At 71.0% G+C, this 14,955-nt stretch carries 11 protein-coding genes; 10 read left to right on the forward strand and 1 reads right to left on the reverse strand.

The features are described 5' to 3' along the window. Positions 1 to 119 precede the first annotated feature (119 nt). Positions 120 to 1,094 carry a helix-turn-helix transcriptional regulator gene (locus ACWEMY_RS00780; protein WP_452388296.1) on the forward strand — a complete coding sequence of 325 codons (975 nt, stop codon included), beginning with the start codon at positions 120 to 122 and terminating at the stop codon, positions 1,092 to 1,094. 196 nt (positions 1,095 to 1,290) lie between these two features. Further along, on the forward strand, positions 1,291 to 1,503 hold the full coding sequence (locus ACWEMY_RS00785) for a helix-turn-helix domain-containing protein (protein ID WP_375928933.1): 213 nt from the start codon (positions 1,291 to 1,293) through the stop codon (positions 1,501 to 1,503). A gap of 11 nt (positions 1,504 to 1,514) precedes the next feature. On the opposite strand, the gene ACWEMY_RS00790 is transcribed toward ACWEMY_RS00785, so the two are convergent. Further along, entirely contained in the window at positions 1,515 to 2,888 is a 1,374-nt protein-coding gene (locus ACWEMY_RS00790) for a cutinase family protein (RefSeq protein WP_452388297.1), read from the reverse strand. Between the two features lie 315 nt (positions 2,889 to 3,203). Here ACWEMY_RS00790 and ACWEMY_RS00795 point away from each other — a divergent pair, with 315 nt between their 5' ends. The 8 genes from ACWEMY_RS00795 to ACWEMY_RS00830 all read left to right on the forward strand — a co-directional run bounded on the left by ACWEMY_RS00795 (position 3,204) and on the right by ACWEMY_RS00830 (position 14,830). Then, positions 3,204 to 4,718, forward strand: a complete 1,515-nt coding sequence (locus ACWEMY_RS00795; RefSeq protein WP_452388298.1) for a glyceraldehyde-3-phosphate dehydrogenase — start codon at positions 3,204 to 3,206, stop codon at positions 4,716 to 4,718. A gap of 222 nt (positions 4,719 to 4,940) precedes the next feature. Further along, entirely contained in the window at positions 4,941 to 6,254 is a 1,314-nt protein-coding gene (locus ACWEMY_RS00800; protein ID WP_452388299.1) for a hypothetical protein, read from the forward strand. Between the two features lie 52 nt (positions 6,255 to 6,306). Then, entirely contained in the window at positions 6,307 to 7,524 is a 1,218-nt protein-coding gene (locus ACWEMY_RS00805; protein WP_452388300.1) for an AAA family ATPase, read from the forward strand. Beyond that, positions 7,521 to 8,747: a vWA domain-containing protein gene (locus ACWEMY_RS00810; protein ID WP_375928925.1), complete on the forward strand. Its 1,227-nt coding sequence runs from the start codon at positions 7,521 to 7,523 to the stop codon at positions 8,745 to 8,747. Before ACWEMY_RS00805 ends, ACWEMY_RS00810 begins: the two co-directional genes overlap by 4 nt. A 192-nt stretch (positions 8,748 to 8,939) precedes the next feature. Beyond that, positions 8,940 to 11,162 (forward strand): SulP family inorganic anion transporter, encoded by a 2,223-nt coding sequence (locus ACWEMY_RS00815; RefSeq protein WP_452388301.1) that lies wholly within the window; start codon positions 8,940 to 8,942, stop codon positions 11,160 to 11,162. 238 nt (positions 11,163 to 11,400) lie between these two features. Further along, positions 11,401 to 13,626: a SulP family inorganic anion transporter gene (locus tag ACWEMY_RS00820; protein ID WP_452388302.1), complete on the forward strand. Its 2,226-nt coding sequence runs from the start codon at positions 11,401 to 11,403 to the stop codon at positions 13,624 to 13,626. Positions 13,627 to 13,670: 44 nt separating this feature from the next. Further along, complete coding sequence (locus ACWEMY_RS00825) at positions 13,671 to 14,162, forward strand: TIGR02611 family protein (protein ID WP_452388303.1); 492 nt, start codon at positions 13,671 to 13,673, stop codon at positions 14,160 to 14,162. After that, complete coding sequence (locus ACWEMY_RS00830) at positions 14,159 to 14,830, forward strand: (2Fe-2S)-binding protein (RefSeq protein ID WP_452388304.1); 672 nt, start codon at positions 14,159 to 14,161, stop codon at positions 14,828 to 14,830. Before ACWEMY_RS00825 ends, ACWEMY_RS00830 begins: the two co-directional genes overlap by 4 nt. Positions 14,831 to 14,955: the final 125 nt, after the last annotated feature.

Here is a 14,955-nt window from a genome sequence, read left to right on the forward strand (position 1 = left end):
ATCGGGCTCGGGGCGTGCCGTGGCGCGATAGCATCGCGGAATCGCCCCCACCCGAAACGCGCAGCGGCCGGCGACGGGAGGCACTCCGCCGCCGGCGAGATCCGAAGTGGAGATCACCCATGGCAGTGCTGATCGACTCCGACTATTTCGCGCCGGCGGACCGCCGGGAAGCGGTCACCGCGATCCTGCAGGAGGCCGATCTCGGCGCGAACCTGCGGATGTGGGACGCGCCGGCCGAAGTGGTCAGCAGGCACCAGTCCTGGATGCTGGGGCCGATCGCGCTCACCCGCTCGGAGGTCTCCGGTCACCAGGTGTGCCGAACCACCAGGCACGAACGCTCCACGCCCAGTGACACATTGACCGTCACCGTGCAGAACGGACAGCTCCGCAAGCACGAACAGTTCGGTACGCAGACGCTGATCGAACCCGGCTCCTGCGAAGTGATCGACCTGGCCACCACCTTCGCCTCCGGCTGGCACGGTCTCGGCGGAACGCTGTGCCTGCAACTGTCCCGCCAGCGCCTGGGCATCTCCGTGGAAACGGTCGCCGCGGCGCACGGGCGGTTGGCCGCCTCACCGCTGTATCCGATGGTGAAGGCGCAGATCGAGCATCTGGTCGGGATCGCCGACCAGCTCGAAGCCGATCCGGCCGCCGCCGCGGTGGGGGAGTCGTGCCTGGAAATGATTCGGGCACTGCTGATCTCGGCGGCGGGCCGCGGACCCGGTGACGGCGCGGCCATCCCCGACCAGCTGCTGATCGAGCAGATCCTCGGGTACGTGCGCGCACACCTGGCCGATTCGGCCCTGAAGATCCCCGGTATCGCCGCCGCCAACAACATCTCGGTGCGGCACCTGTACAAGGTCTGCGCGCAGTCGGGGATCAGCCTCGAACAGTGGATCATCGAACAGCGCCTGGTCCGGGCCCGCGACATGCTGGTCGACCGGGGCTACGCGCACCGGTCCATCGCCGCGGTGGCCGGTGCCGTGGGTTTCCGCGACCCCGCGCACTTCACCCGGCGATTCCGGGAGGCGTTCGGGATGACGCCACGGGACTGGCGCCGCAGCGTCACCGAAGGGGACACCTCACCGGAGTAGCCGGGGTTGCGCGCCGGGCGACGCAAGTTTGTGCGTGCAGAGTCAGTTGCCGTGCAGCCACAGCATCTTTCGTCGGCCGATTGCCCCTTATCGTTCGAATGTGGCTGCGCGAGACCGCTTCAGGAGCACGCAATCCGCCGACGGGTACCCGCTCCGATCCAGTCCGCGCCGAGGGCATCGAGAGAGAGGGGAGACCATGTCCACTATCGGCAAAGCGATTCGGGCAGCGAGGATGGCCTCCGGATTCACGCAGGCGGAGTTGGCCGACTGGATCGGGATCAGGGACGGAAACCAGATCAGCCGTTGGGAACGCGATGTGGTGACGCCCAGCGCCGACAGCGCGGGCGAGCTGAGGAGGGTGCTGGGAGTGCGTCTGGACAGCTCTCCCGGAGATGCCGTGTCGTGCTGATCTGATCGCCGCTACGAAGCGACCCGGGAACTCAGGTAGCTCAGGAGGATCTGGACGTCGTCGCCGTAGTCGAGGTGGGCGGAGGAGGCGTAGAAGGTGGCCATGTCCACGCCCTGGCGGCCCAGTTGGACGAGTTCGTCGACGGTGGCGGGGTCGGTGATGCTGAGCAGGGTTCGGGTGGTCGCGCGCAGGTCCGCCCGGATGCCTGCGGCGACCGGGCCGAGCACGGAGCCGGTCAGGTCGGCGCCGGTGGTGACCAGGGTCGCCAGGTCACCGGCGGCGGCGACGGGGTCGTGGCGGTCGAGGGATTCGACCGCACGCCAGAGGATTTCCTGAATGCGGCCGACTCCGTCGGCGATGCGCAGGAAATCGATGTCCACGAGGGCGTCGGCGATGACGCTGACGCCCGCGGTCCGGCCGGAGGGGTCGGCCGCGGCGGCCGCGCGGATCACCTGGGCGACCAGGACCCGATCCACGCCCGCCGCGGCCTCCACCAGCGGGGCGAGGGCGGCGTTGAGATCACGCGCGGTCTGGTGCGCGCCGCGGATGTCACCCGCGGTGACGTACTCGGGGAGCCGGGTGAGGTCGTCGAGGATGGCGGGCAGGTTCGCCGCGGTGGCGGTCCATCCCGCGCCCAGCGTGACGGCCTGAGCGATCAGGGTGCGGGGATCGATCGTGGCGGGGACGATCTCCGCGATCGGCGCTGGATCACCGCTGAGGACCCGGCCGACCGCGGCGAGGAACGGGGACGTGGCGGCGTCGAGAGAGCAGTACAGGTCGCCGTCGGTGCACAGGGTGCGTACCCGCTCGGTCAACGCGCCGAAGTCGCGGCTGCGCGTTCCGGCGATGCCGCGGCCGGGTTGTGGAACACCCAGCGACAGTGTCGTGCGCGGGTCGCGGTGCGGGTCGGCCAGCAGCCCGACACCGACCACTCGATCGGCATCGATCGGACCGTCGCCGTTGCCGATCTCGGTGGCCAGATCGCCGATGCCGTCCGCGCCCTGGCTGTAACCGGCGAGGACGACCCGCGTCGATCCGCACAGGCCACGCAGGATCTGACGCAAGCGGGCTTCCAGGGTGCTCAGCGACTCCGCGTAGCTCAGGCCCTGGTCGAAGGCACTGGCGGCATACGGGACATAGAGGGCCGTGATGTCCGGGCCGAGCCGCTGGCGCAGGCCGTCGCCGACGGGCCGGAGCATGCCGACGGGCACCGCGGGATCGGCGTCCGGCGTGGTCTCCCAGGTCCCCGGCCCGAAGATCGCGGTGTACGGAGTACAGGGCTGGGCGCCGGGCGACTCCGCCCGGGCGATGCCCACCGCGGCGGTCCCGACCGTGATGACGGCCGCGACGACGGTGGCCGCGGCCGATCTCGACAACCTGTTCATCGTCGGATTCCTCTGTCGCCGAAGGTTATTCACGGGTTCGGCAGCGCGCCGAGCCGTCGTGGCCAATTCTGGCGACTCGCCGCCGGTTCCGTCGGCGCTTTCAGACACAGTTTCATTTCAGAATGTTCCCGGGTCGGCCGTTCGTGGCCGCTTTGTGCCGTGTGAGGTTCGTTCTGTAGTGTCACAGTGCTGGTTCGAAACCGGCCGGAACCACACCACAGGGCCAGGACCGCCGTCCTGGCGTTTTTTGTGCGCCTGAACGATGACCTCACGATCGGGGAGCCGGTTTCGGTGAAAATCGCCGGCCTCAATAGCATGGATCTGCCGTACCGATCGAAGAACCTGAGGACGCCTGTGACTACCGAACAACTTGACCGCTGGAACGCTCAGGAAGCAGCCGCCGAGGCGATGATCCCGATCATCGGGACGCTGTACCGGAGCAAGGGCGTGACCATCCTGCTGCACAGCCGCTCGCTGGTGAACAAGTCGGTGATCAGCATCCTGCGCACGCACCGCTTCGCGCGTCAGATCGAGGGCGAGGAGCTCTCGGTCGACGAGACGCTGCCCTTCCTGCAGGTGCTCAGCGAGCTCGACCTCGGCCCGTGCAAGATCGACCTCGGCCAGCTGGTGAAGGCCTACCGCGCCGAGGGTGGCGACCGCTCGATCGCGGAGTTCGCCGCCGACGTGCTGGCCGACGTGCTCGACGGCAACAAGGCGCAGCCGCAGGGTCCGCGCGACGTGGTGCTCTACGGCTTCGGCCGGATCGGCCGCCTGGTCACCCGCCTGCTCATCGAGAAGGCCGGCTCGGGCAACGGCCTGCGGCTGCGGGCCGTGGTCGTGCGCAAGAGCGGCGACGAGGACCTGGTCAAGCGCGCCTCGCTGCTGCGTCGCGACTCGGTACACGGCGCCTTCAACGGCACGATCAAGGTCGACACCGAGAACAGCACGATCACCGCCAACGGCAATGTCATCAAGTTCATCTACAGCAACGATCCGACCACGATCGACTACACCGACTACGGCATCGACAACGCCATCCTGATCGACAACACCGGCCGCTGGCGCGACCGCGAGGGCCTGTCCCAGCACCTGCGCCCCGGTATCGAGAAGGTCGTGCTCACCGCGCCCGGCAAGGGTGACGTGCCCAACATCGTGCACGGCGTCAACCACCGCGAGCTGGACCTGTCGCAGCAGATCTACTCCTGCGCGTCCTGCACCACCAACGCCATCGTGCCGCCGCTCAAGGCGATCGACGACGAGTTCGGCATCGTGCGCGGTCACGTGGAGACGGTGCACTCGTTCACCAACGACCAGAACCTGCTCGACAACTTCCACAAGGCCGATCGCCGCGGCCGTTCGGCGCCGTTCAACATGGTGCTCACCGAGACCGGTGCCGCCTCGGCGGTCGCCAAGGCCATGCCGGACTTCAAGGCCAAGATCACCGGTAACTCGATCCGCGTCCCCACGCCGGACGTCTCGGTGGCGATCCTGAACCTGCAGCTCGAGCAGGAGACCACCAAGGAAGCGGTGCTCGCCTACCTGCGTGGCGTCTCGCTGGCCGGGCCGCTGAGCCGCAACCTCGACTACACCGCGGCCACCGACGTGGTCTCGAGCGACTTCATCGGCTCGCGCGCGGCCTCGATCATCGACGCCAACGCGACCATCGTCGAGGGCGACACCGCGATCCTCTACGTCTGGTACGACAACGAGTTCGGTTACTCCTGCCAGGTGGTGCGGACCGTGCAGTACATCTCGGGCATCGAATACCCGACCTACCCGCAGGTCAGCGCGCAGTCCGAGGCGCGTGAGCCCGCCACCTCGGCGGTCTAGTCACCTCCCGCGAAACGGGACCCGGCGGATTCGCCGGGTCCCGTTCGTCGTGTCCGGGGTGGACCGGGCGGGGCCGCCTGTGCATACTGATCGCATGACATCTCGTCGAAAGGGCGTTCTGCGCCCGGGCCGTTGAGCCCCCGGCCGGTCATCGAACCGGCTTCCCTTCTCCCCGATCACGGGGATTCTTCCGCTGATTCCCGGCTGTCGTTCTGGCTGCGCGTGCGCGAATACGCCGTCCCCGCCGCGATGATCGAGACCGCCACTGCCCGGCGCCGCGTCGGCGACTGGGCCGGGGCCTGCGCCGCCGCCGGGGTCGATGTCGACCTCGATCTGCGGGCGCTGACCCGGAGCCGCGGTCGCGAGACAGCCGCGCGCGTGCGGGCCGACCTGCGGCATCTGGCCCCGGATCTGCTGCGCTGGCATCTGCCTCGCGTCGCGCCCGACGGTCTGCTGCGGCCCGGTCTGACGATTCCCCTGGCCCGCTACGACCCCGGTGGGGGAGCCGGCGACCGGGTATCGCTGGTGGTCCGCACCGCGCCTGCCTGGGCCGATGCCGGTCAGCGGCTCGTGCTCGCGCTGTCGGACGGAACCGGTGGGTCAGGGCATCCGCATCCACGGCCGCACCGGCGCTTCCGGCTCGACCTGCACCGGCACCTGTGGGATGCGCGGCGCGCACACGAACTGCGCATGCGCGCGGGCGCACCACACGACGCCACCGAACCGGAATCGTGGGCGCTCGGTGGTCGTGACGATTCCCGGCTCCCCGTGCAGGTGCCCGACACCTGTGCCGTGCACCGCTGGGCCGCCGAGGCCGCCCTGATGCTGCGGGCCGACGGGGCGAGCGGCGGGCTCGTGCAGGTGCGTTACGGCGCCCGGCGGCAGGTGGTACTCGACCTCACCGGGCCGTGCGTGCGGATCGCGCCCGGCTCGCCGCGTGGAGTCCGGCTGCCGGTCCTGCCCGATGCCGCCACCTGGGTCCTGCCGGACCTGGCCCTGCTCCACGCGGGCGCGATCACCGCCGATCGGCTGCATCCGCTCGTCGCCGCGGCGCTCGTACCGGGCAGCACGTCCGTCGGTTCGCGGCCGCACGCCACGAGCGGGCATCAGGTCGTGCTCTGCCGGGGTGAACGCCACCGCATCGGCATGGTCGACGGGGTGCTCACCGCGCTGGACCACGATCCGGCCGAGCTGCGCCGCGAGGAACTACTCGTCGCGCTGACCGGCACGCCACTGCCCTGCCTGCGGGTGATCGACCAGGCGCACCGCCGCCCCGACGGCTTGACCGGTGTCCGCGAACGACTCGATCACGGCGATATCGCCGGGGCGCTGGCCGTCGTCGAGGGCCTGCTCGGTCCCGCGGCGGCGCTGCGCGAGGGCCCACTGCTCGACGCGCTGCGGCAGTCGGCGGATCGACGCACCACCTACGGCCTGTTCCGGGCCGGACTGTCCGCACCCGGCCAGACCTTCCCGCTGCCGCCGCGCTCGGCCCGTCGCGTGCGCGGCGGTCATCCGCGTCACGCCGTCAGGTCCTGACGCGCCCGTCGCGCATCTCCCGAACTCCCCACGACCACAAGGTGATTCACGCATGTCTGTTCACGCCCCGACCCGTCCCGCCGCGCAGCTCGATGTCGCCGCCGACCTGCTCGCCATGCTCGGTGACGTACGCACCGAACCTCGCCCCGACACCCGGCTCGAAGCCCTCACCCTGGCCGTGGCCGCCGATCTGCCGGTGCTGCTGTGGGGTGAGCCGGGAATCGGCAAGACCGCCGCGCTGACCCAGCTCGCCGACTCCCTCGACCTGCCGCTGACCACCGTGATCGCCAGTGTGCACGAGCCCTCCGACTTCGCCGGCCTGCCCGTGCTCGGTGACGACCCGGCCACCCAGGGCGTGCCGATGGCACCGCCGGACTGGGCGGTGGAGCTCGCCCGCACCGGCCGTGGCCTGCTGTTCCTCGACGAACTGTCGACCGCGCCACCCGCTGTGCAGGCCGCGCTGCTGCGCCTGGTCCTGGAACGGCGGATCGGGGCGCTGGAACTGCCCGCCGGGGTCCGGATCGTGGCGGCGGCCAACCCGCGCTCCTCGGCGGCCGACGGCTGGGAGCTGAGCCCGCCGCTGGCCAACCGGTTCGTGCATCTGCAATGGGTGCACGACCACGACGTGGTGGTCCGCGGCCTCGGCGGCACCTGGCCCCGGGCGACCCTGCCCGCCCTCGCGCCCGAAAAGCTGTCCGAGGCAGTGACTTTCGCACGGCGTGCGGTGTGTGAGCTGCTGGCCGCGCGGCCGAAGCTGGTCCACCAGCTGCCCAGCACCGAGACGCGTCGCGGTGGGGCGTGGCCCTCGCCTCGCAGCTGGGAGGCGACCGTGCGGCTGATCGCCTTCGCCACCGCGGCCGGTGCCGGACGCGATGTGCTCTCGCTGCTGGTGCGCGGCGCGGTCGGTGAGGGCGCCGGGTTCGAGCTGCTGACCAGCATCGACCGGATGGACCTGCCCGACCCGGAAGTGCTGCTCGCCGACCCGTCGGCCGCCGAGCTGCCCACCCGCGGCGACCTGCGTCAGGCCGCGCTCGACGCGGTGGTGGCGGCGGTGCGGCAACGGCCGGAGCGGGCGCGCTGGGACGCGGCGTGGACACTGCTGGCCACCGCCGTGGAGACCGGCGCCCCGGACCTGGTGGTGGTGCCCGCGACCACCCTGGCCGCGCTGCGCCGCGACGACTGGACCGTGCCCGCCTCGATCGAGCGGCTGGCGGGCATGGTGTCGGTGTCGCAGCGGGCCGAGCGTGCCGCCGCGCGGGTGGGCCGATGACCGGGGACCTGGCCGGACTGGACTCCGGCAAGCTCTATGCCGCACGGCTGCAAGCGGTTTCGGCCCGGCCCTATCTGGCGACGGCCCTCTACGCCCTGCACCTCGTGGTCTCGCGGCAGGTTCCCACGATGGGTGTCGACCGGTACTGGCGCTGCTACGTCTCGCCCGTGTTCGTGGACCGGACCCCGGTGGAGGAACTGGCCTCGGTGCTGGTGCACGAGGTGTCGCACCTGCTGCGCGAGCACCACGCGCGCAGCGACCGGTTCGCCAGGGAACACGAGCTCAGCGGCCCGGCCGAACGGCTGCGGATGAACATCGCCGCCGACGCCGAGATCAACGACGACGCCTTCGGTGACGGGCTGGTGGCGCTCGAGCACGCGGTCACCCCGGCGAGTCTGGGACTGCGCGACGGACAGCTCATGGAGGAGTACCTGCGCGAGTTCCGGCTCGGCCCGCACACCGCGGCCATGGCCTGGCTCGACTGCGGCAGCGGTGCCGACGGCGCGGACCGCGAGTGGGAGCTCGGGCCCGACGGCGCCGACGGGCTCAGCGAGCAGGAGTGCGCCGCGGTGCGTTTCCGGGTGGCGCAGGGCATCACCGGCCGTCCGGGCAACGCGCCCCGCGGATGGCGCCGCTGGGCCGAGCGGGCACTGCATCCGCCGCAGCCGTGGCGTCAGCTGCTCGGGGCCGCGGTCCGCTCGGCGGCCGCGGCGGCCGGTGCGGGCGCGGACTACACCTACGGGCGCCCGGCCCGGCGCTCGGCGGGGCTGCCCGGTGTGGTGCTGCCGAGTCTGCGGCGCATGCCGCCGAAGGTCAGCGTGGTCATCGACACCTCGGGGTCGGTGAGTGACGCCGAACTGGGCAGCGCGCTGCTCGAGGTCGCCGCCATCGCGCACGCGGTGGGTGGTCGCCGGGATCTGGTCACCGTGTTCTCCTGTGACGCGGCGGTGCACCTGGCCGGGCCGCTGTGCCAGGCCGAGGGGATGACGCTGATGGGTGGCGGCGGCACCGACCTGCGGACCGGGTTCACCCGGGCGCTGCGGACCACGCCGCGACCGGACGTACTGGTCGCCCTGACCGACGGGCAGACCCCGTGGCCGTCGGCCCAGCCGCCCTGCCGGACCGTGGTCGGGCTGTTCCCGCGCCCGCGGACCTGGCGCGAGGACAGTGCGTACGTACCGGACCGGCCGCCGGCCTGGGCGCGGGTGGTCGACATCGGCTGAGGCCCACACGGATTCATGCGCTGTGGCGCACGTCACATTTCCGTAGCAATTCCCGGACCGGCTTTTCGTACGCTTGGGTAAGTCTTTACTATTGGCCCGACCCTGTGTCTCGGGTCCGTTCTCGCAGCTCAGCATCTATTGCCAGTGCCATGTTCGACCGATGAACCGGGCTCCTTCGCCCGGCGAAGGAGAATGATGACCGACAATGATCCTGGCCCGACCACGACGGCGAGCTCGCCACCGGGTTCCGCGTTGAGTTTCGTTCTACGGCAAGATCTTCCGGCGTCGCTGGTGGTGTTCCTGGTCGCGCTGCCGTTGTCGCTGGGTGTCGCACTGGCTTCCGGTGCCCCGGTCGTGGCCGGGTTGATCGCGGCGGCCGTGGGCGGTGTGGTCGCCGGGCTGCTCGGCGGATCGTCGATTCAGGTCAGTGGACCCACGGCCAGTCTGGCCGTGGTCGTCGCGGGCGCGGTGCAGCAATTCGGCTGGGCCGCCATGTGTTTCATCACCGTCGGGGCCGGGGTGCTGCAGATCCTGTTCGGGCTCAGCCGGGTCGCGCGCGCCGCGCTCGGCATCGCGCCCGTGGTGGTGCACGCCATGCTCGCGGGCATCGGGGTGATCATCGCGCTGCAACAGGTGCACGTGCTGCTCGGCGGGACGACGGTGGGCTCGCCGTGGCAGAGCGTGCTGGCACTGCCGCATCAGGTGATGTCGGTGCACGGCGGCGGCCTGTTCGTCGGTCTGCTCGTGATCGCCGTGCTGATCGGCTGGCAGTACCTGCCGCGGCGGGTGCGGGTGGTGCCGGGACCGCTGGTGGCGGTGGTCGCGGCGACGGTGGTGTCGCTGGTCCTGCCGCTCGGTGTCGAACGGGTGCACCTGGACGGCTCGCTGCTCGAGGGCATCGGGCTGCCCGCGCTGCCGCACGGCGGCTGGGGGCCGATCCTGCTCACCATGCTCGCCGTCGCGCTGATCGCCAGCGTGGAGACGCTGCTCTCGGCGGTCGCGGTGGACAAGATGCGGCCCGAGCGGCGCACCGACTTCGACCGCGAGCTGCTCGGTCAGGGCGCGGCGAACATGACCTCGGGGTTACTCGGTGGACTGCCCGTCGCGGCGGTCATCGTGCGCAGCATCACCAATGCCAACGCGGGGGCGCGCACCAGGGCGTCCACCGTGCTGCACGGCTGCTGGGTGCTGGTGTTCGCGCTGGCCCTGGTGGGGCTGGTGCGCCAGATCCCGACGGCGGCGCTGGCCGGTCTCCTGGTGCTGATCGGGGTGCAGCTGGTGAAGCTGGCCCACATCAAACGCGCGCGGCGCACCGGTGATCTCTACGTCTACGTCATCACGGTGGTGGCGGTGGTGGCGCTGAATCTGTTGCAGGGCATGGTGATCGGGCTCATCGCCTCGTTCGCGCTGCTGCTGTGGCGGGTGGTGAAGGTGAGTATCGAGGCCACCCCGCGCCCCGACGGCGGCTGGCTGGTCCGCGTCGAGGGGCCGTGCACCTTCCTGGCCGTCCCCAAGCTCACCGCCGAGCTGGCCAAGGTGCCCGCCGAGGCCGAGGTGACCGTGGAACTCAGCGTGGATTTCCTCGACCACGCCGCGTGCGACCTGCTCGCCGAGTGGACCGCCGAACGCGAATCCGTCGGCGGCACCGTGCATGTGGTCGAGCTGGGCACCGCGCGGATGGCGCGCGCGCAGGACGGTCCGCCCGAACGTGGACAGGCGCGCAAGGCCGTCGACGAGGCGATCCGGCCGTGGCGGCGCACCGGGGGAGTCGACCCGATCGCGGCGGGCATCGCCGCCTACCATCGCGGCCACGCGCACCTGCTGCGCCCGCACCTCGACGGGCTCCGGCACCGGCCCGATACCGACACCTTCTTCCTGACCTGCGCCGATGCCAGGATCGTGCCGAACGTGATCACCAGCAGCGGACCGGGTGACCTGTTCACCGTGCGCAATGTCGGCAATCTGGTGCCGGTCGGCGGCAGCGACGTGTCGGTGGAGGCCGCGCTGATCTACGCGCTCGACAAACTCGACGTGCGCACCGTGGTGGTGTGTGGGCACAGCGGGTGCGGGGCGATGGAAGCGCTCTACGGCCAGGTGCAGGCCGGACCCGGGCTCGACGACTGGCTGGCCCACGCTCAGCCGACACTGACCGCCTACCGGCAGGGACACCCGGTGGCCGAGGCGGCGGCGCGCGCCGGATTCGGGCCGATCGACCAGCTCGGCATGGTGAACGTGGCCAGGCAGGTCGAGACGCTGACCGCCTATCCGGCGGTCCGCGGTGGGATGCGCGAACGCGGGGTGGTGGTCTCCGGCCTGTTCTTCGACCTGGCCACGGCGCGGGTGATCGAGATCACCGCCGAGGGCATCGCCGAGTTCGACGACCGGCGCAGCGGTTTGGCCGCGGAGCCGGTGTGAGCCCGGCCGGTGTGGGTCACACCACACCGGGCCTGCGGTTATGGCGAGGCCCACTCTTTGTGCGGCACACTGGTTTTGCCATTTCTTTACCAATAGTTTGGATGGCCTGCCCGGTCCATCGTCGCACCGGGATTTCGTGAGCTTCACCGTGAGAATGCCGGTTCGCGGTCTCTGCCCGTACTGGACAAGTTGATCGTCGACCGACCTCGGCCGCGCGCCGAGTCGGCGAAGGAGAGTCATGTCTGTAGAAAACGATCTCGCACCGCCTCGTCCCGAGGCCGAAGTACCCAGCGGGCCCGCCCGCCCCGCGTGGCAGCACACGCTGCTGCGCCACGATCTTCCCGCGTCCATCGTGGTCTTCCTGGTCGCGCTGCCCCTGTCGCTGGGCATCGCGGTCGCCTCCGGCGCGCCCGTCGCCGCCGGACTCGTCGCCGCCGTGATAGGCGGTATCGTCGCCGGTCTGCTGGGTGGTTCGGTGCTGCAGGTCAGCGGCCCCGCCGCGGGCCTGACCGTCGTGGTCGCCGAATCCATCGCCACCTTCGGCTGGCGTGTCACCTGTTTCATCGTCGTCGCCGCCGGGGTGTTACAGATCCTGTTCGGCCTCAGCCGGATCGCGCGTGCCGCGCTCGCCGTCGCCCCCGTGGTGGTGCACGCGATGCTGGCGGGTATCGGCGTCACCATCGCCCTGCAGCAGGTCCACGTGCTGCTCGGCGGGTCCTCGCACAGCACCGCGCTGCGCAACTTGCTCGAACTGCCGGGCCAGCTGCTGGATCTGCACGGCGGCGGCGCGCTGGTCGGCGCCACCGTGATCGTGGTGATGCTGGGCTGGAAACGTATGCCGCCCAAGCTGCGTGCGGTGCCGGGACCGCTGGTCGCCGTCGTGGCGGGCACCCTGCTGTCGCTGCTGCTGCCCACCGACGTGGACCGCATCGTCATCGACGGTTCCCTGTTCGACGCGCTGCAACTGCCGCACCTGCCCTCGGGCGACTGGTCCGCGGTGGCGATGATGGTGCTCACCATCGCGCTCATCGCCAGCGTGGAGAGCCTGCTCTCGGCGGTGGCCGTCGACAAGATGCACACCGGCCCGCGCACCGATTTCGACCGTGAGCTGATCGGTCAGGGCTCGGCCAATGTGCTGTCGGGCCTGGCAGGTGGTCTGCCGATCACCGGCGTGATCGTGCGCAGCGCCACCAATGTGCAGGCCGGCGCGCGCAGCCGCGCCTCGGCGATCCTGCACGGCTGCTGGCTGCTGCTGTTCTCGGTGGCGCTGGTGGCGCTGGTCGAGCAGATCCCGACGGCCGCGCTGGCCGGTCTGCTGATCGTGATCGGCATCCAGTTGGTGAAACTGGCCCACATCCGGCTGGCCCGGCGCACCGGTGACCTGCTGGTCTACGTGGTGACGATCCTGTCGGTGGTGTTCCTCAACCTGCTCGAGGGCGTGATCATCGGGCTCGCCCTGGCCTTCGGCCTGCTGCTGTGGCGGGTGGTCCGGGTCCAGGTGAGCGCGGTCGCCCTCGACGGGCCGCGGTGGCTGGTGAGCATCGACGGTTCCTGCACCTTCCTGGCACTGCCGAAACTCTCCGGTGAGCTGGCCAAGGTGCCCGCGGGCGCCGACGTGACGGTGGAGATGACCGTCGACTTCCTCGACCACGCGGCCTTCGAGGCCATCGAGGAATGGCAGCGTCAGCAGGAAAGCAGCGGTGGCCGTGTCGATTTCGTCGAGATCGGCAGCGCGCGGATGGCCGGTGCGGCCGCCGCGCCGCCCGCGCGCGGCTTCGGGCGTCAGGTATGGGACGAGCTGCTCGGGCCCTGGCGCACGCCGGAGCCCGGTGGGGACGTGGTGGCCGCCGGTGTCTCGGCGTTCCATCGCAGTCACGCGCACGTGGTGCGCCCGCACCTGGACGAACTGCGCGACAGCCAGGACCCGCACTCGTTCTTCCTGACCTGCTCGGATTCGCGGATCGTGCCCAATGTGATCACCAGCAGCGGGCCCGGTGACCTGTTCACCGTCCGCAATATCGGCAACCTGGTGCCGCTGCACGGCGACGATTCCGTCGAGGCCGCACTGGAATTCGCGCTCGAGCAACTGGCGGTGCGCTCGGTGGTCGTGTGCGGGCACTCCTCGTGCGGTGCGATGAAGGCCGTCCTCGCGGGCGCCGAGACCGCGGGCGGGCTGAACTCCTGGCTCGGGCACGCCGCGCCGAGCCTGGAGCGTTTCCGCGAGGGGCATCCGGTGGCCGTGGCCGCCGGGGCGGCCGGATACGGCGAGGTAGACCAGCTGAGCATGGTGAACGTCGCCGTGCAGCTCGAGACCCTGCGGCGGCATCCGGTGGTGCGCCGCGCCATCGCCGAGCGCGGGGTGGTGGTCTCGGGTCTGTTCTTCGACATCGCGGGCGCGCGGGTGGTCGAGGTGACCGCGGAGACGGTCCGCACGATCGACGGGGAGCTCCCGGTCACGCTGTGATCCGGGGCTGAGCACGCGCGGCGGTCGGCTCGTAGTCTGGAACGATGATCAGCGAGCCGACCGCCGACGCCACCCGCGCCGACCTCGACTCCGGTGACCCGGGGGATTCCACCGAGGCACCGGACCGGTGGACACGTGTCAAAGACCGCCTGCGCGCCTTCCGGGAACGCATCGCCGACCGCCCTACCCTGAACTTCGGCTATCGCGTCGTGGTCGGACTGGTCGGTGGCGTGGTCCTGCTCGTCGGGATCGTCACCATCCCGTATCCCGGCCCGGGCTGGGCGCTCGTCTTCGCGGGATTCGGCATCCTGGCCACCGAGTTCGTCTGGGCGCATCACACCCTGCGGTGGGTCCGCGGGAAGTACCGGACCGTCATGGACTGGTACACCTCGCGCGGCTGGACGATCAAGGTGCTCGGGGCGGTGGCGACCTTCGCCCTCGTCGTCGTGACGTTGTGGCTGCTCGGCACATATTCGATGGTGGCAGGGTGGATCGGAGTCGATTGGCCGTGGTTGCACAGTCCCCTGATGTCGTGAGCACCGTCCCCGGACAGCGGCTCACCGATCCCGCGTGGGTCGCCGCGCGCATCGACGAGATGGGCCGCACCTGGGGCACCGACGTGCCCCGGGTCGCGGGCACGCTGTGGTGGTGCATGGTCGCCTCGACGCTGGTCGGGCCGATCACGCGGGCCTACGCGGTGGGCAGCCCGGCCCCGGTCGCCGCGCTCGGCGAGTTCGACTGCGAGGTCCGCCGGGACGGCGGCGTCGAGCACGCGCGGTTCCGGCGGGTGCCGGTCGACGCCGACGGGCGTGCCGTGCGCTCGGATGTCGGCGGGGAGCGCGGCGCGTGCGCGGCCGAGGAGGTCGGCGACGCGCTGCGGGCCACCCTGGCCGCCGTGATCGCCCAGGTCTCGGCCGTTTCCGGGGCGGGCATGCCCGCGCTGTGGGCGATCGTGGCCGACGCCGTGGGCAACCGCGCACTCGACGCGGGCGCCCCCGAGGTGGGGGCGCGCCTGGCCGCCGATGTGGGCGCCCGGCTGTTGGCGCCACGGTTCGTCACTGTCGGTACGCGCACCTTCGTCAAACGGATCTCCTGCTGCCTGGTCTACGAGGTGCGCGGCTGCCAGATGTGCACAAGCTGCCCGAAACGTCCCGCCGCCGAGCGGGCCGCACTCCTGGCCGAGACCGCGGGGCCGTCCAGCTGATCCGGCCGCCGTCGCGGGTCCGGCGTCGCCCGCGCCGCCCACCGTCCGGCGGCCGCGGCGCGTGTCCTGCGCACAACACGCGGCCCCGGTCCGTCGACACAGCCGGTCGACTCGCCCGATAGCAT

This window comes from Nocardia sp. NPDC004415, from assembly GCF_053602435.1.

What these genes read in the sequence shown, in the direction of transcription:
- ACWEMY_RS00805 (WP_452388300.1), top strand. Translation starts at nt 6,307, where the DNA reads ATGTCTGTTCACGCCCCGACCCGTCCCGCCGCGCAGCTCGATGTCGCC.
- ACWEMY_RS00815 (WP_452388301.1), top strand. Translation starts at nt 8,940, where the DNA reads ATGATGACCGACAATGATCCTGGCCCGACCACGACGGCGAGCTCGCCA.
- ACWEMY_RS00785 (WP_375928933.1), top strand. Translation starts at nt 1,291, where the DNA reads ATGTCCACTATCGGCAAAGCGATTCGGGCAGCGAGGATGGCCTCCGGA.
- ACWEMY_RS00810 (WP_375928925.1), top strand. Translation starts at nt 7,521, where the DNA reads ATGACCGGGGACCTGGCCGGACTGGACTCCGGCAAGCTCTATGCCGCA.
- ACWEMY_RS00820 (WP_452388302.1), top strand. Translation starts at nt 11,401, where the DNA reads ATGTCTGTAGAAAACGATCTCGCACCGCCTCGTCCCGAGGCCGAAGTA.
- ACWEMY_RS00790 (WP_452388297.1), bottom strand. Translation starts at nt 2,888, where the DNA reads ATGAACAGGTTGTCGAGATCGGCCGCGGCCACCGTCGTCGCGGCCGTC.
- ACWEMY_RS00795 (WP_452388298.1), top strand. Translation starts at nt 3,204, where the DNA reads ATGGATCTGCCGTACCGATCGAAGAACCTGAGGACGCCTGTGACTACC.
- ACWEMY_RS00780 (WP_452388296.1), top strand. Translation starts at nt 120, where the DNA reads ATGGCAGTGCTGATCGACTCCGACTATTTCGCGCCGGCGGACCGCCGG.
- ACWEMY_RS00825 (WP_452388303.1), top strand. Translation starts at nt 13,671, where the DNA reads ATGATCAGCGAGCCGACCGCCGACGCCACCCGCGCCGACCTCGACTCC.